Consider the following 16,060-nt stretch of genomic DNA (forward strand, 5'->3'; position numbering starts at 1 on the left):
CGGTTGGTCTGTTCACCTGAGCGGAGGGTCGGCCGCATCGATCGCGGTCGACCCTCCGGCCGGTTTCGGGCTAGTACCGGTCGACTGCCGGGGGCTCGACGTACTCGAGCACCTCTCCGGCTGTGGCATCCCACGCCGCCTTGTAGCTGCCGTCCTTGTACGACTCCTCGAGAGTGTCGTTGATGAAGTTGCGGAACTCGGTGTCGTCTTTCGCCAGTCCGATGCCGTAGGGCTCCTTCGTGAACGGCTTGCCCACGACCTTGAACTGACCCTCGTTCTGCTGGGCGAGGCCCGCGAGGATCACGTTGTCGGTGGAGACCGCGACCACCTGTCCACCGCGAAGCGGCTCGAGGCAGTTGGTGTAGGTGTCGGTCAGCAGCGGCTCGGCACCGATCTCCGTGAGCTTCGCGGCAGGCGTCGACCCGGTAACAGAGCAGACGGGCTTGCCGACGAGATCCTTTTCGCTCTTGATGTCGTCATTGTCTGCCTTCACGAGAATCGACTGACCCGCCTCGTAGTACGGCCCGGCAAAGGAGATGACCTCTTTGCGCTTGTCGTTGATCGTGTAGGTGGCGACCACGATGTCGACCTCGCCGTTCTGGATGAAGGGCTCGCGATTGGCGGAGACCGCCTCTTTCCAGACGATCTTGTCTTCGGCGATGCCGAGCTTTGCAGCGATCAGCTTGCCGATCTCGACGTCGAAGCCCTTGGGGGTTCCGTCGATGTCAGTCAGTCCGAACAGCGGCTGGTCGAACTTCGTGCCGATCGTGATGGTGCCTGACTCGGCGAGGCGTTCCATCGTCGTTCCTGCGGCGAATGTGGGAGCCGCCTCCGGTGTGGTCGTGGTCTCTGACTTGTCGATCGACCCGGCGCATCCGGCCAGGGCCATCATCGTCGCCGCGGCCAGCGCAGCGATGCTCAGTTTCTTCGATACTCTCATCGGTTTCGTACCTCTCTCCGTATGCTGTGTGCTCGAGCACTCATGTTTTAGTGATCGAGTATTTTCGACAGGAAGTCCTGCGCCCTGTGCGACTGGGGGTTCGTGAAGAACTGTTCGGGGGTGGTCTCTTCTTCGATGCGGCCGTCAGCCATGAAGATGACGCGATCCGCCGCCTTCCGGGCGAATCCCATCTCGTGAGTCACCACGATCATCGTCATGCCGTCTTTGGCGAGGCCGATCATCACGTCGAGCACCTCGGTGATCATCTCCGGGTCGAGCGCGCTCGTCGGCTCGTCCATGAGGATCAGCTTGGGCTGCATTGCCAGGCTGCGAGCGATGGCGACGCGCTGCTGCTGGCCACCGGAGAGCTGCGCCGGCATCTTGTTCGCCTGGTTGGCGATGCCTACGCGGTCGAGCATCTCCAGGCCGCGCTTGTCAGCCTCTTTGCGTGACAGCCCCCGCACCTTGATCGGCGCAAGAGTGACGTTCTCGAGAATGGTCTTGTGCGCGAAGAGGTTGAACGACTGGAAGACCATACCGACGTCAGCACGCAGCTGAGCGAGCTCTTTGCCCTCCTCGGGCAGCAGTTTGCCGTCGATCGTGATGCTTCCCGAATCGATCGTCTCGAGCCGATTGATCGCCCGACAGAAGGTGGATTTGCCGGAGCCACTCGGCCCGATCACCACAACGACCTCGCCGCGATTCACGACAGCGTTGATGTCGTTCAAGACGTGAAGGTCGCCGTAGTGCTTGTTCACCTCGTTCAGAACGACAAGAGGCTCGCCCCGGCGAACGGAGATGTTCGACGTGGCCGGACCTGCCACCGCATCGTTGACAGGGGCATCGGCGTTGGTGGACTCCATGCCCCCCACCGTAGGGGACATCATGTTACCGGCGTGTGTCAGAACGTCGACGGTTACCTAACCGTGATCGGTGGCCGTTTTCTCACGCTCTCGACGCACAGCTCAGCTGCTGCGTTGAGCGAACGCGCTTTCATAGAGACAGACGGATGCGGCTGTCGCGAGGTTCATCGACTCGGCCTGCCCGTAGATCGGCACAGAGATGGCATGGTCAGCCAGGGCCAGGTCTTCGTCGGCAAGACCGCGCGCCTCGTTACCGAAGAGCCACGCAGTCGGAGCATCGAGCACCCCCGAGTTGCGCGCGGTGAGCATGTCGTCGCCCTTGATATCGGCTGCGAGGATCTGGATACCCGCTTCGGTAGCGCGCGCTCTCACATCGGCCAGGCTCGCTTCGACCGCGACCGGGAGGTGGAACAGCGACCCGGTGGTCGAACGCACGACCTTCGGGTTGTACAGGTCGACACTGCGGCCGGTGAGGATCACCGCGTCGGCGCCCGCTGAATCGGCAGCACGGATGATCGTGCCCGCATTTCCGGGATCGCGCACCTCCTCGAGGATGGCGATCAACCGGGGCGATGCACTGAAGATGTCTTTCAGGGCGGTGGGGAACTGTCGACAGACGGCGACGAAGCCCTGAGGGGTGACCGTGTCGGCCATCGCCTGGAGAACGGTCTCCGTGACGAACTCCACCTCGACCCCTGCCTTCTCGGCGGCGTCGGCGATGTCTGCGTAACGGTCGAGGGCGAAGGGTGTCGCGAACAGGTCGACGACGAGGTCGGGCGCGAAAGTCAGCGCCTCGGAAACGGCTTGTGGCCCCTCCAAGAGAAAGAGCCCGGTCTCAGACCGGGCTCCTTTCTTGGAGAGCTTTGCCACTGCCCGGACCCGCGGCGACCGCGGGTTATCCAGGAGGGACATGCGACCTCTTTCGGGTCAAAGGAACATGGATGTTCCCTACAGCTTATTAGGCTGCGGTCCTCGGTGCCGACGTGTCGGCGGGGAGGGCGGCACGAGCACTCTCGACGAGCGCCGCGAAGGTTGCGGGCTCGTGAACGGCGAGGTCGGCCAGGATACGACGGTCGACCTCGATGCCCGCAAGGCCGAGGCCCTGGATCAGACGGTTGTACGTGAGGCCGTTCGCACGGGAAGCCGCGTTGATGCGCTGGATCCACAGGCGACGGAAGTCACCCTTGCGGGCGCGACGGTCGCGGTACGAGTAGACGAGCGAGTGGGTGACCTGCTCCTTGGCCTTGCGGTACAGGCGCGAACGCTGTCCGCGGTAACCGCTGGCGCGTTCGAGGATGACCCGACGCTTCTTGTGGGCGTTGACGGCCCTCTTTACTCTTGCCATTTCCTAATTCCTTATTCCGTGTGGAGTCGGCGACTACAGGCCGAGAAGCTTCTTGATGACCTTCGAGTCGGCGGGAGCCAACACCTGGTCCTGGTTCAGGCGGGCCTTGCGCTTCGCCGACTTGACCTCGAGGTTGTGACGCATTCCGGCCTGCTGCTTCATGAGCTTGCCGGTGCCAGTGACCTTGAAACGCTTCTTGGACCCGGAGTGGGTCTTCATCTTGGGCATTGATATCTCCTTGGGACGTGCTCGGTTTGTGGGGTGCTACTTCGTCTCGGCAGAGTCTGCCGTGACGGTGTCTGTTGCAGCAGGTGATGCAGCCTCGGGGGCCTCATCTGCTGTCTCGTCTGCACCGGGACGTGTCTTCGAAGCAGCCCGCTGCGCGTTGGCCTCGGCCTTCGCCTCGGACTTGTTCTTCAGCGGCCCGATCACCATGACCATGTTGCGGCCATCGATCGTCGGCGTCGATTCGACGGCTCCGAACTCGGATACGTCTTCCGCGAAGCGCTGGAGAAGACGGACTCCCTGTTCGGGACGCGACTGCTCGCGGCCTCGGAACAGGATCATGGCCTTCACCTTGTCGCCTGCCTTGAGGAATCCCTCGGCACGCTTGCGCTTCGTCTCGTAGTCATGCACGTCGATCTTCAGACGGAAACGAACCTCTTTGAGGATCGTGTTCGCCTGATTGCGACGAGCTTCTTTCGCCTTCTGCGCAGCTTCGTACTTGAACTTGCCGTAATCCATGATCTTGGCAACGGGCGGCTTGCTATTGGGGGCCACCTCAACCAGATCGAGGTCTGCCTCCTGGGCAAGCTTGAGTGCGACGTCGATACTGACGACGCCGACCTGCTCACCGGCGGGGCCTACGAGGCGGACCTCGGAAACCCGGATACGGTCGTTGGTACGGGGATCGCTGATGCGTTACTCCTTCAATCGCTGGTGCGGCACTCGCAGACACAGATGTCTGCGCGCCGGGCTCGGCAGCATGATCGTAGGTGAGCACGCAGCCACGAACCTTGAATAATCTGCACGCGAACTGGGGCCGAAGCCGTTTTGCGCACCACACCCTGTCTACTTCGGATCGATGTTCTGACCCGAAGCGGAGTGCAATCTACCCGGTAACCTGTTGAAGCGGTGTGCGGGTGGGAGATTCTCCACTTTTCGTACTGGGGGCAAACACGTTCCCCAGAGCCTTGAAGATACTAACAGAGGTTTTCTCCTCGGCATAGTCCACGACGGCAGGCGACCTAGACTCGCCTCATGAGCTTTGCATATGACGACTCCGCCGCATCCGCCACGCGCGACATCTCGGAGGTGCCCGCGGTCGAACTGATCACCACAACGGCCGTGCACCTCATGAGCGCCGCGGCCATCAAGACGGGACTCGCCGACGACCCCGAGAGCCAGATCGATCTCGACGAGGCACGCAAGCTGATCATCGCTCTGGCAGGCCTGGTCACGAGCGCCTCCCCCGAGATCGGCGATCAGCACGCCCGCAGCCTTCGCGACGGGCTGCGTTCTCTGCAACTCGCATTCCGCGAGGCCTCGGCGATTCCGGATGCCATCGGCCAGGGTCCCGGAGAGAAACTCACCGGCCCGGTCACCTGAGTCGGTCGATTCAGCGCGCTTCGACCAGTTTCACGCCAAGAGAGTCGACCTCGCTCGCGATGAGGTCGCTCGTTTGCCACCTTCGTTGCACGCTCGACAGCACATCGTCGAGTTCGGTGCGTGTCAAGTCGGGAACCAAGCCCAACGCGACGGTGAGCTGCGGGCCCGCCATCCGAGCATCCGGATCACCGTCTGACAGCCGCAGCGCCCGCACGGCCGCCAACGGGGCGATCGACTCGTGGAACGCGGCGATGATGTTCGAGGCGACCGATGGGTGCACCCACGGTGTGCCCTCGGCTATCGCCTTCAGCATCGGTCGACGGAAGACGAATTCTGTGGCGCTCGTGGGGTCGAGCACCATGAGCGGCGTGTCTTCGCCCGCCGCTGCAAGGGCGGCCCTGCGCGCCGACGCCGGTATCGGCCTGGCGGCGGGATTCCACGCCGCCATCGCATCGGTCGAGGTGAATACCGGAAGCACGCGACGTCCGTCGGGAGCGCTGACGGTGACCAACGACAGCTCCTGGGTCTTGTCGAATCGGCGACCGTGGGCATCGACGCCGGTCTCGCCCGCGTGAGCAACGAGTGGAACGAGAAGTCGAACCTCGCGCACCGCGTCGAGTACGTCCTGCTGCGCAAGCTCCGCGGCGCGGAACCTCCGCAGGGCTTCGATGAGTCGCTCCGGGGCCTCGCCCGAGTCTCCGGCGAAGAAGTTCGTGTCGAACGACCGACCGGCCCACGGTCGACCCGCGGAATCTGTCGCGTGGCGATCGTGCGAGGAGTGGCCGCCCGGCTGCTCAGTCAGATGCCACATCCAACGCCTCGGCGAGGGTGAATGCCCCGGAGTACAGCGCCCGTCCGACGATCGCGCCTTCGAGGCCGAGCGGGACAAGGGCACGGAGCTCGGCGAGGTCATCGAGGCTCGAGATGCCACCCGAGGCAACGACCGGGCGGGATGTGTGCTCCATGACCTGTGTGAGCAGCGCGACGTTCGGTCCCTTGAGGGTTCCGTCTTTCGTGACGTCAGTCACGACGTACCGTGCGCAGCCGGCCTCTTCTAGCCGGGCAAGCACTTCCCAGAGATCGCCCCCGTCCTCTGTCCATCCGCGGGCGGCGAGGGTCGTGCCGCGCACGTCGAGTCCCACCGCGATCGCCTCTCCGTAACTCGCGATCACGCTGGCGGCCCACTCCGGATTCTCGAGCGCCGCGGTGCCGAGATTGACGCGCTTCGCACCGCTTTCGAGAGCAGTCTCGAGACTGCGGTCGTCGCGAATGCCTCCGGAAAGCTCGATATTCACGCCCTTCGCGGCGTGGATGACGCGCTTGATGATGTGGAGGTTGTCGCCGCGTCCGAACGCCGCATCGAGGTCGACGAGGTGAATCCACTCGGCGCCCTGTGCGATCCAGTCCGCCGCGGCGTCGACCGGGTCGCCGTGATTCGTCTCCGTGCCCGCCTTGCCTTGCGTGAGACGTACGGCCTCACCGCCGGCAATGTCGACGGCCGGCAGCAGGGTGAGTGCGGGGGTCTTGATGCTGAACTCGCTCATGACGTCCTTCTTGTTTCTGTCAGGCGCACGTGCGGACACCCCGTGCGATCTTAATGATTCCTCTGAGGCCGACGAAATCGGCGTATGGTCAGAGCGATGCGATCCAGTTGCGCAGCAACTGCAGACCCGCCTCACCCGACTTTTCGGGGTGAAATTGGGTTGCCGAGAGAGGGCCGTTCTCGACGGCCGCGATGAAGCGACCATCGTGGTCGGCCCACGTCACCCGCGGCGCAGGGAGCGGAGACTGCGGCGGAAGCAGCCACTGCTGGGCCGCGTTGGAGTGCACGAAATAGAAGCGCTCGTCTCGAACTCCATCGAACAGCACGGACTCGCTCGGCGCATCGACGACGTTCCACCCCATGTGGGGCAGGATCTCCGCCGGCATCTGCTCGACCACACCGGGCCATTCGCCGAGACCCTCGGTGTCGATGCCGCGTTCGACACCGCGGTCGAACATCACCTGCATTCCCACGCAGATTCCGAGCACAGGTCGACCTCCTGCCAGGCGTCTGTCGATGAGTTCGTCACCCCGCACGCTGCGCAGCTGGTCCATCACAGCCGAGAAAGCACCCACCCCGGGCACGAACAACCCGTCCGCCTCCATGACTCTGGCCCGATCTCGAGAGAGTTCCACCCGAGCGCCAGCCCGCTCCAACGCTTTGGCTGCCGAGTGAATGTTCCCACTGCCGTAATCGAGGACGACGACGGATTTCGCCGTCACAGCGCACCCTTCGTCGACGGGATGCCAGATACAAGAGGGTCGAGCGACTTCGCCTGGCGGAATGCCCGGGCGAATGCCTTGAACTCGGCCTCGGCGATGTGGTGGGGATCGCGGCCGCCCAGCACCGTGACGTGGACGGTCATTCCCGAGTGGAAGGTGATCGCCTCGAAGACATGCCGAACCATGGATCCGGTGAAGTGGCCGCCGATGAGGTGAAACTCGAAGCCACTCGGCTCCCCAGAGTGAACCAGGAACGGACGCCCGGAGATATCGACGACGGCCTGCACCAAGGCTTCGTCGAGGGGGACGAGGGCGTCGCCGAACCGGGAGATTCCGGTTTTGTCGCCGAGGGCCTGCTTGATGGCCGTTCCCAGCACGATGCCCACGTCTTCGACAGTGTGGTGCACGTCGATATCGACGTCACCCGTCGCCGCGACAGACAGATCCGTGAGCGAGTGCTTGGCGAAGGCGGTGAGCATGTGATCGAAGAACGGCACTCCCGTCGAGATAGAACTCTCGCCAGTTCCGTCGAGGTCGAGTGAGAGTTCGATGCTGGATTCGCTCGTCGCACGCTGCAGGCGGGCGGTGCGGGAAGGTGTGGCCATATGTCCAGTTTACCGGCCACGACAGGTCAGGCGAGGGCCGCCATTGCATCGAGGAAAGCGGTGGTCTCGGCGCGCGTACCCGCACTCACGCGGAGATGACCCGGAATGCCCAGATCACGAATGATGATGCCCTTCTCGAGCAACGTCTCGAATACCTCAGAAGGATTCTCGACACCACCGAAGAGCACGAAGTTCGACCACGTCGGCCACGGGTGGTAGCCGAGCTCAGTGAGCCTCTCGACGATGCGATCGCGCTGCTTCGCGATGTCGTCGACCATGGCGAGCATTTCGGCCGAGTGGTCGAGCGCCGCGACAGCGGCAGCCTGCGTGAGCGACGACAGGTGATACGGAAGCCGAACGAGCCGAAGTGCGTCGGTCACCGACGGATCCGCCGCCAGATAGCCGAGTCGAGCTCCAGCGAATGCGAAGGCCTTGCTCATCGTGCGCGAGACGATGAGCCTCGGGCGCCCAGGCAGCAGAGTGAGCGCCGATGGGGAGCCCGCCGGCGCGAACTCCGCGTACGCCTCATCGACGATGACGATCTTGTCGGTCGCGTCGTAGGCCGCCTCGATGGTCTCGAGCGACAGAGGCGTTCCTGTCGGATTGTTCGGAGAGCAGAAGATCACGATGTCGGGCTGGTGTTCACGGATGGCGGCCACTGCCGTGCGCGGAGAGATCTCGAACTCGGCGTCACGCTCAGCGGCAACCCACCTGGTGCCTGTTCCCGAAGCGATGATGGAATGCATCGAATAGGTGGGAGGAAACCCCAGAATAGATCTGCCTGGACCCCCAAAGGCCTGCATGATCTGCTGAAGGATCTCGTTCGATCCATTGGCGGCCCAGATGTTGTCTCGGGTCAATCCGTGACCGAGATACCCAGCAAGACTGTCGCGAAGTTGCGAGAACTCCCGATCGGGGTAGCGGTTGATCGTCAGAATTGCCCGAGCGAGAGACTCGATGATGTCTTGCGCAACCGGCTCGGGAATCGGGTGCGTGTTCTCGTTGACGTTCAGCTCGACACGAACATGCTTCTGAGGAGCACCATACGGAGACATGCCCCGGAGGTCATCGCGAATAGGGAGGTCGTCGAGTGAAGTCACGGAACGATTTTAGTGGGCACTGACCTTCGCTGTGCGATTGCTCTAGCTGCTGAGCGGATCAGTATTCGTTGGGCACGGCGAGTCTCTGCCCTGGCTGAACCTCGGCGGAAGGCAGCTGGTTGAGGCTCACGATGTCTGCGATGACATCGCGAGGGTCGGCCGACGGGGCGATCTCTTCAGCAAGACCCCACAGGGTCTCACCCGCCTGAACAGTGACGTAGTCGAAGGTCTGAGATGCCGACGACGAGGCAGTGCCATCGGCGACCGCGCTATTCGCCCCGAAAAGAGCCATAGCGATCACGCCGGCCACCACAGGGATGGACGCAAGCGACGCCAGGACGACTCGACCGCGGCGCGTGATGCGCAGTCGAACGCTGTGTGACGCGGTGGCGGGCAGTGCGGTCATGGCAACCTCCAGGAGAAATTCGTATCCGGCGCTCGGCCGGGAGCACCGGATACGAAGCTGTGTTCCGAATATAGCTTCGAATGTTCGATAGATCAAGCTCGAAAGTCGACAAATATGGCGACACACTCGAACATGTGTTTCGTTTGCATCCTGAGTTGGATACAGTTTCGACTGTCGGTACGAATTGCATCAGCAGCCACCGACAGTGCATCACCAGCCACCGACATCGGTCGTTCCGGCCGGTCAGCACGCTCGATCAGGACTCCGACGGAAAGCGGGACACATGACCACGGAACGTGGAACGAGACGGCGCAAGAGCCTCTCGGAGAAGCAGTTGGCCATCCTCGGAGTCGTTCAACGCTCGGTCAGCCAGCGCGGCTATCCGCCGAGCATGCGGGAGATCGGTGACGCCGTCGGTCTAGCCTCGCTCTCGAGCGTCACGCACCAGCTCAACCAGCTCGAGCTGAGCGGCTATCTTCGCCGAGACCCGAACCGCCCGCGCGCCATGGAAGTTCTGATCGATATTCCGCAGCCCGAGTCATCGTCGGAGACGGTCGAATCATCCGACACCTCGGCGCCGATGGGTGACGCTGCCCTCGTGCCGCTCGTGGGTCGCATCGCCGCAGGTATCCCGATCACGGCCGAACAGCAAGTAGAAGAGGTCTTCCCGCTTCCTCGCCAGCTGGTCGGCAGCGGCGACCTCTTTATGCTGAAGGTCGTCGGAGAGTCGATGATCGACGCCGCCATCTGCGATGGCGACTTCGTCGTCGTCCGCTCGCAGCAGACGGCAGAGAACGGCGACATCGTCGCCGCGATGCTCGACGGTGAGGCAACCGTGAAGGTATTCAGACAGCGCGACGGACATACGTGGCTACTCCCCCGCAACTCGAATTTCGAACCGATCGTGGGAGACCACGCGCAGGTGCTCGGCAAAGTCGTCTCCGTCTTGCGCTCGGTGCGCTGAACGCCCGAAGCGAGCGAAGCGCGGGTGTACTCGCCGAGGCTCGCCATGTCTGTCGGTTGACTGGGGCAGACTTGGTGCACGGGAAGCGGGGATCGGCTTCCGGGAGATCCCAGCTCCCGATCCTCGTTGCGTTGTTCGGATCAGCCCTCGCCGGTTGGTCCTGACGAACCGTGACGAGATGGAGGGAACACAGTGAGAGCGTCCGACAACGAAGAGCTGCTGGACAAGATCCTCGACCTCTGGCGCGGACCGAAGTCCGGAGAGGCGACACTGCCTTCGGAGCCAGCGATTGCACTAGCCACGGGCGCCAGTCGCAACTCGGTGCGAGAGGCGCTGATACGCCTCGAGGAGCGCGGGTACGTGCATCGGACGCAGGGCGCCCGTACAGCACTGAACATGCGGCTCGCCGAGGTGGGAAACCGCGTCGATCGACAGATCGACCACTCGGTCGCCATCGCTCGGGCCGGGTACGAACCGGGGCTCCGTGTGGTCGAGTCCGGGGTGATAACGCTGGAGGCCGGCCCAGATCGGTTCGATGACCTGCCCGACGGGACGCTAGCGCTTCGCACGGTGAAGATGTGGAGCGCCGACGGATTAGCGTACGTCGTCGCCGAGGACATCATTCCCATCACCGACAGCGCACCCCCTCTCGACGTCGAGACCGGTCAACCCGTGTTCGATCTTGCGGAGCGGCTGAACGGTATCGGCGTGGCATGGGAGACGGTGTGGTTCACACCCGTACTGGTCGATTCTTTTGCCGCACGCCTACTGTCGCTGACAGAACCCACGGCTGGCCTGCAACTGGTGTACTGCGGCCTCGGCGCGACCGACGACGTGGCGTACTGGTCGAGGGAAATTCAGATCGCAGCCCCGACGCGCCTCAGGAACGCCCTTGTGCGGAGAGTTCGCCGATCGTGATGCTACCGCCTGTTTCATCCATGTAAACGACTTATTAACTTGTCCAACAAGTTTGCTTTTCGCTTGTTGGACAAGCATAGGTTGGCTTCGACAGGGCACCTCGCCCTGGTACGAAAGCGAGAACACCTATGGCTGAGATCACTGAAATCCTGCATCTGAAGGCGGAGACTTTAACGCCCGAAGGATTCGAGAAGTTCGGCGTAGTCCTCGAGGCGTTGGAAGACGGAACACCCTTCACGGCTGACGAAGCCGTTCTGGATCTTTCGGAGGGTACTCCGCGGTTCTACCTCATGTCCCTCGAAGACAAGCCGCTGGAATTCACCCGGATTACTCGTCACCTCCACACCACGCAAACGCTCCTCGCCCTCGGCGGCGCAGAGTGGTTCATCGCCGTGGCACCGGCAGATGACCTCTCTGATACTGCCGTGCCCGCGTTGCACGACATCAGGGTGTTCCGCATCGTCGGCGAGACCGCCATCACGTTGCGCAAGGGAACATGGCACTCTGGACCGTACTTTCGCGCTCAGAAGCTCAATTTCGCCAACATCGAGCTCGCAGACACCAACGTCGTCGACCACCACACCTACCGCCTCGATGAGTCGATCGGCGTGCGTGTCGTTATCGATGCCGCATGAGCTCGACCGAGCAGCCCCTTCCGCTCCCTGACGCTCCGCACCGTCTGGCGATGCTGGTCCAGGAGATCGACCGCCAGTCCAGCCTCGGCGTCGATCCCCACGATGCGTGGGCCACATCACGCGACGATGCGCACCCTGTTCTTATCGTCGGTGGAGGGCAGGCGGGACTAGCGCTGGCCGTCGGCCTTCGACGTAAAGGCATCTCGAACGTGCTGATCGTCGAACAATCCGGCGAAGGCCAAGCGGGACCGTGGGCCACCTATGCCCGGATGAAGACCCTGAGAACTCCTAAAAACGTCCCGTGGCCGACGTGGGGCATTCCTGCAGCCAGCCCGAGGTCGTGGTTTGAGTCGGTCTTCGGGGCGGATGCCTGGCGGAACCTGACGTACTACCCCACCTCGCACTGGCATGCCTTTCTCGAGTGGTACCGCATCACGCTCGGCATCGCTGTCGAATTCGATACGGCGGTGCAGAGCATCGAGGGTGGGCACAACGCTCGACCGTTCGTGGTGCGGCTCCGAACCGCCGATGGGGAGCGCACCGTCGAAGCAGAACACGTTGTGCTCGCCACCGGTCTCGAGGGCGCAGGCGGCAGACGTGTACCAACGGCTCTTTTCGCCGCCATCCCGGATGAACGCTGGTCGCATTCGCATGACACCGTCGACTTCTCGTCCCTCGCCGGCGCCCGAATAGGCATCCTCGGTGGGGGCACCGGTGCATTCGACAACGCAGCGACGGCACTGGAGGCGGGCGTCCAGTCGGTCGAGGTGCACATGCGTCGACCTTCCATGCCTACGAGCAGCCCGTACCGGTGGATGGATTTCGCCGGTCTCATCGAGCACTATGACGCATTCAACGATCATCAGAAGTGGCGGTTCAACGCGCATCTTTCCCAGGTCGACCAGCCCGCTACCCAAAACGCGATCTGGCGCGCATACGCGTTCCCGACGTTTTCGCTCCACACGTCGTCACCATGGCAGTCCGTGGTCTGGAATGGCTCCGAGATAGAGGTGCACACGCCGAATGGAGTTTCCCACTTCGACTTCATCGTCGCCGCCACTGGAGTGACCGTGAACCTCAGTCACCGACCTGAGCTTTCCGAATTCGTCCACGACATCGCGACCTGGGGTGACCGACTTCCCGTGTCACAGATCGAGGCGGACCAGACACCGGAGCTTCAGTCCTACCCCTATCTCACCGCAGACTTCGGCCTGACGAGTCGAAGCATCGAGAACGAGGAACGTCTGCGACGCGTCCACCTCTTCAATCACGGTGCCCGGATGAGCCTCGGCGTCCTCAGCCATCAGGTCTCGGGGCTTCAGGGCGGCGCCGAACGACTCGCGGCCGGCATCGGAGAGCGTCTCTTTTCTCGCCGCTCAGACGCTCTGATCGATCAGTTTCTTGCCTACGACGAGCCGGCAGGAGTCGTGCTCGGTCCGCGCCCGGAGACCGCGGACGACGGCGTGATGAGTGGAGCGTTGACGAATGGGTGATCAGTGGAACGCCTTTGTTGTCGGCCCCCGCGAGCACGCTCCGGCCCGCACAGCCGGGCCGCTCTGCGGGCTGACATTTGGAGTGAAGGACATCGTCGATGTCGCGGGGCTCCCCAGCCGTCATGGTCTCGCCGCCGAGGCACCTCCCGCAGAGGCTACGAATTCCGCCGTCACGGCTCTTCTCGATGCCGGCGCCTCGTGCGTGGGAAAGACAACGACGGACCAGTACGCGTTCAGTCTCAGCGGACTCGATACGGCGGGAAGCGCTCCCGTCAACCCGAGGGACCCGACCCGACTGACCGGCGGCTCATCATCAGGGTCCGCCGCTGCGGTCGCATCGGGCCTCGTCTCGTTCGCACTGGCCACCGACACCGCAGGCTCAATTCGTGTCCCAGCCTCCTATTGCGGCATCGTCGGTTTCAGACCCAGCCATGGAGCAGTTCCGCTCGACCACGTCGGCCCTCTGGCTCCCAGCTTCGACACTCTGGGATGGTTCGCTGCCGATGTTCATACGGCCGCCCGTGTCGGCGATATTCTCCTCCCTGCTGACACACCCGGCATGCCCAAGCCACGGACGGTTCTCCTGTTGTCCGAGGCTCTGGACGCCGTCGACCAAGCGACCCGGGCGGAGGTGACCCGCTTCGCCGAACATCTAGCGAAGGCTCTGGAGATTCCGTGCCGCACGATCAGTGCCGGAGTGCACCTCGACGACGTCGGCTCCGTGTTCAGGGCCGCGCAGCTGACCGAGATCGCCGCTCATCAGCGCGACCTCGAGGGTGTGCTTCCGGCCATCCGGACTCGGTTCGCCGACGCGGCGACAGCGGTCGAGAATCCGCAGCAACAAGCCCGAGTGCGCGTCGCCCTCTCCGGCCTCAAAGACTCGCTCGACCAGGGAGACCTGCTCGCCCTGCCCGCCGCCGCAGGCGCTGCTCCCCGGGTCACGGCAGTCGGTGCTGAAGAGTACGACTCCCATCGCACGACCACAATCGCGCTCAACGCAGTCGCCGGGCTCCTCGGCGCACCGGCAATCGTTCTGCCGACCTACGAGCCGCACACCGGCATCCAGCTCGTTGGGGCCCCGGGCGCAGACCGGGCGCTCCTCACGTCTGCTACGGCAGCGCCCGACCAGCCTCGGCAACGTCACGGCGACGCGCTCCGGGCCGCCTTCTACCAATATGAAACGGCCCTGACCGAAGGCGACATCGACACGCTGGATTCATTTTTCGCCTCGAGCGACCCGTGCATCCGATTCGCGCCCGATGGCTCCGCATACTCCCGAGAACAGATCAGAGCTCTCCGCGTCAGTCGGGCGGCACCCAGGGAACTGACTCGCATCGAGTTCGCCGCACTGGATCAAGAAACAGCAGTCGTCGCCGCTGAATTCATCCGTACCGGCTCGGGAGTGTCAGGCTTTCAGACCCAAACCTGGCAGCACACCTCGGAAGGGTGGCGGATCCGAATGGCGCACGTCTCCCTCCGCACATAACCCATTCGTCTCATCGATCCCGCACTCGCCACATCCCTCAAGAGAAAGAGATCCACAATGCCCCTGAAAGACCTCTTCACCTGGAAGCTGCATGGAAACGGCACGACGGTCGGACCCGACAACGTTGTGGCCGCGGACGAACGGCTCTCCTTTCCCGTCACTTTGGGGATCGGGCTGCAGCACGTCATAGCAATGTTCGGCGGCGTTTTCATCGTCCCGGTCATCATGGGCTTCCCCACGTCGACCGCCCTGTTGTTCTCAGGGGTGGGAACCATCGTCTTTCTCCTGCTCACGGCGAACCGGGTTCCCAGCTATCTGGGCAGCAGCTTCGCCTTCATCGCACCCGTCGCCGTCATCGCCCCTCTCGGGCAGCAAGGCACCCTCAGCGGAGACTCTCTCGCACTGGCACTTGGCGGAATCCTCATCGTCGGTCTAGCCCTGTCCGTTGTCGGGCTGATCGTGCATTTCGTCGGCGCACGGTGGATCTCGACCGTCATGCCGCCCGTCGTGACGGGGACCATCGTCGCGTTGATCGGTTTCAACCTGGCGGGCGTGGCGAAGAACGAATTCGATGCGGGCCCGATCGAGGCAATCGTCACTGTTGTCGCGATTCTGCTGGTCGCTGTACTATTCCGCGGGTTGCTCGGACGACTCTCCATCATCCTCGGTGTCGTGGCCGGCTACATCGTCGCGGCGCTCCGAGGCGCGGTGGACTTCACGGGTGTCGAGAACGCCGCATGGTTCGGTCTCCCCACCTTCCAGACTCCTCATATCTCGCCTGCCGCGTGGGGACTCTTCTTGCCGGTCGTCCTGGTGCTCGTCGCCGAGAACGTCGGACATGTGAAGACCGTCGCCGCGATGACGGGCAAGAACCTCGACCGTTACATGGGGCGGGCGCTTCTTGCGGATGGTCTGTCGACAACCCTCGCCGGCCTCGGCGGTGGAACAGCCACCACGACGTACGCGGAGAACATCGGCGTGATGGCCGCCAGCCGCGTGTACAGCACCCTCGCCTACTGGGTTGCCGCGATCTTCGCTATCCTCCTCTCTCTGAGCCCGAAGTTCGGTGCCCTCGCCGCCTCCATCCCCACCGGTGTCCTCGGTGGCGCAGGTGTTGTGCTGTACGGGATGATCGGCGTCATGGGAGCTCGCATCTGGGTGCAGAACCGTGTGAACTACTCCTCGCCGACCAACCTTCTCACCGCGGGAGTGGGGCTCGTCCTGGGTATCGGCGGGTTCGTCTTCACGGTCGGAGACTTCTCTATCGGGGCGATCGGCGTCGGCTCCTTCGCCGCGATCATCATCTACCACGCGATGCGAGCCATCTCGCGGGTGCGCGACACCGATCCCGCCATCGACACGCCCGCCCCGGAGAAAGCCGACGGCGGCGAGGCCGGCCTCGCTCCGTTCGAAACTGCCCGCTGATACCGAT

At 63.4% G+C, this 16,060-nt stretch carries 19 protein-coding genes; 7 read left to right on the plus strand and 12 right to left on the minus strand.

The genetic code is table 11. The features are described from left to right. Positions 1-70 precede the first annotated feature (70 nt). The 6 genes from B9Y86_RS15170 to infC form a co-directional block, all read right to left on the minus strand. Positions 71-940, minus strand: coding sequence for a glutamate ABC transporter substrate-binding protein (locus tag B9Y86_RS15170; RefSeq protein ID WP_085487658.1), 870 nt, complete (start codon positions 938-940; stop codon positions 71-73). Positions 941-987: 47 nt separating this feature from the next. After that, on the minus strand, positions 988-1,803 hold the full coding sequence (locus tag B9Y86_RS15175) for an amino acid ABC transporter ATP-binding protein (protein ID WP_085487660.1): 816 nt from the start codon (positions 1,801-1,803) through the stop codon (positions 988-990). 102 nt (positions 1,804-1,905) lie between these two features. Beyond that, positions 1,906-2,715, minus strand: coding sequence for a TrmH family RNA methyltransferase (locus B9Y86_RS15180; RefSeq protein WP_085487662.1), 810 nt, complete (start codon positions 2,713-2,715; stop codon positions 1,906-1,908). Between the two features lie 46 nt (positions 2,716-2,761). Next, a complete protein-coding gene (gene rplT, locus B9Y86_RS15185) occupies positions 2,762-3,148 on the minus strand; it encodes a 50S ribosomal protein L20 (protein WP_044443029.1) in 387 nt (128 codons plus the stop codon). A 33-nt stretch (positions 3,149-3,181) separates the two neighbouring features. After that, entirely contained in the window at positions 3,182-3,376 is a 195-nt protein-coding gene (gene rpmI / locus B9Y86_RS15190; RefSeq protein ID WP_044443028.1) for a 50S ribosomal protein L35, read from the minus strand. A gap of 36 nt (positions 3,377-3,412) precedes the next feature. Continuing rightward, the gene (gene infC / locus B9Y86_RS15195; RefSeq protein WP_176223394.1) at positions 3,413-4,066 is read right to left on the minus strand and encodes a translation initiation factor IF-3; all 654 of its coding nucleotides are present in this window, start codon (positions 4,064-4,066) and stop codon (positions 3,413-3,415) included. A 342-nt stretch (positions 4,067-4,408) separates the two neighbouring features. Between infC and B9Y86_RS15200 the strand changes: the two genes are divergently transcribed. Continuing rightward, complete coding sequence (locus B9Y86_RS15200; protein WP_085487664.1) at positions 4,409-4,756, plus strand: DUF1844 domain-containing protein; 348 nt, start codon at positions 4,409-4,411, stop codon at positions 4,754-4,756. Between the two features lie 10 nt (positions 4,757-4,766). Here B9Y86_RS15200 and B9Y86_RS15205 read toward each other — a convergent pair whose 3' ends face one another. From B9Y86_RS15205 to B9Y86_RS15230, 6 genes are all read right to left on the minus strand, one after another. Next, positions 4,767-5,567 (minus strand): SseB family protein, encoded by an 801-nt coding sequence (locus tag B9Y86_RS15205; protein WP_085487666.1) that lies wholly within the window; start codon positions 5,565-5,567, stop codon positions 4,767-4,769. Continuing rightward, a complete protein-coding gene (gene priA / locus B9Y86_RS15210; RefSeq protein ID WP_085487668.1) occupies positions 5,551-6,300 on the minus strand; it encodes a bifunctional 1-(5-phosphoribosyl)-5-((5-phosphoribosylamino)methylideneamino)imidazole-4-carboxamide isomerase/phosphoribosylanthranilate isomerase PriA in 750 nt (249 codons plus the stop codon). The genes B9Y86_RS15205 and priA overlap by 17 nt, the downstream gene beginning before the upstream one ends. Before the next feature lie 88 nt (positions 6,301-6,388). After that, positions 6,389-7,021 (minus strand): imidazole glycerol phosphate synthase subunit HisH, encoded by a 633-nt coding sequence (hisH, locus tag B9Y86_RS15215; protein WP_085487670.1) that lies wholly within the window; start codon positions 7,019-7,021, stop codon positions 6,389-6,391. Continuing rightward, positions 7,018-7,626, minus strand: coding sequence for an imidazoleglycerol-phosphate dehydratase HisB (hisB, locus tag B9Y86_RS15220; protein ID WP_085487672.1), 609 nt, complete (start codon positions 7,624-7,626; stop codon positions 7,018-7,020). Before hisB ends, hisH begins: the two co-directional genes overlap by 4 nt. A 26-nt stretch (positions 7,627-7,652) precedes the next feature. Then, a complete protein-coding gene (locus tag B9Y86_RS15225; protein ID WP_085487674.1) occupies positions 7,653-8,726 on the minus strand; it encodes a histidinol-phosphate transaminase in 1,074 nt (357 codons plus the stop codon). 58 nt (positions 8,727-8,784) lie between these two features. Next, on the minus strand, positions 8,785-9,132 hold the full coding sequence (locus tag B9Y86_RS15230; RefSeq protein WP_085487676.1) for a LysM peptidoglycan-binding domain-containing protein: 348 nt from the start codon (positions 9,130-9,132) through the stop codon (positions 8,785-8,787). Positions 9,133-9,415: 283 nt separating this feature from the next. Between B9Y86_RS15230 and lexA the strand changes: the two genes are divergently transcribed. The 6 genes from lexA (at position 9,416) to B9Y86_RS15260 (ending at position 16,053) form a co-directional block, all read left to right on the plus strand. Next, on the plus strand, positions 9,416-10,096 hold the full coding sequence (gene lexA / locus B9Y86_RS15235; RefSeq protein ID WP_085487678.1) for a transcriptional repressor LexA: 681 nt from the start codon (positions 9,416-9,418) through the stop codon (positions 10,094-10,096). A gap of 192 nt (positions 10,097-10,288) precedes the next feature. Then, positions 10,289-11,014 (plus strand): GntR family transcriptional regulator, encoded by a 726-nt coding sequence (locus tag B9Y86_RS15240; RefSeq protein WP_085487680.1) that lies wholly within the window; start codon positions 10,289-10,291, stop codon positions 11,012-11,014. Between the two features lie 128 nt (positions 11,015-11,142). Next, the gene (locus B9Y86_RS15245; protein ID WP_085487682.1) at positions 11,143-11,649 is read left to right on the plus strand and encodes an ureidoglycolate lyase; all 507 of its coding nucleotides are present in this window, start codon (positions 11,143-11,145) and stop codon (positions 11,647-11,649) included. Then, on the plus strand, positions 11,646-13,142 hold the full coding sequence (locus B9Y86_RS15250) for an NAD(P)-binding domain-containing protein (protein WP_085487684.1): 1,497 nt from the start codon (positions 11,646-11,648) through the stop codon (positions 13,140-13,142). Before B9Y86_RS15245 ends, B9Y86_RS15250 begins: the two co-directional genes overlap by 4 nt. After that, complete coding sequence (locus B9Y86_RS15255; RefSeq protein WP_085487686.1) at positions 13,135-14,628, plus strand: AtzH-like domain-containing protein; 1,494 nt, start codon at positions 13,135-13,137, stop codon at positions 14,626-14,628. Before B9Y86_RS15250 ends, B9Y86_RS15255 begins: the two co-directional genes overlap by 8 nt. A gap of 57 nt (positions 14,629-14,685) precedes the next feature. Continuing rightward, positions 14,686-16,053, plus strand: coding sequence for a uracil-xanthine permease family protein (locus B9Y86_RS15260; protein ID WP_085487688.1), 1,368 nt, complete (start codon positions 14,686-14,688; stop codon positions 16,051-16,053). The last annotated feature ends 7 nt before the right edge of the window (positions 16,054-16,060 follow it).

It is taken from the genome of Agreia pratensis, from assembly GCF_900177685.1.
Taxonomy (GTDB): domain Bacteria; phylum Actinomycetota; class Actinomycetes; order Actinomycetales; family Microbacteriaceae; genus Agreia; species Agreia pratensis.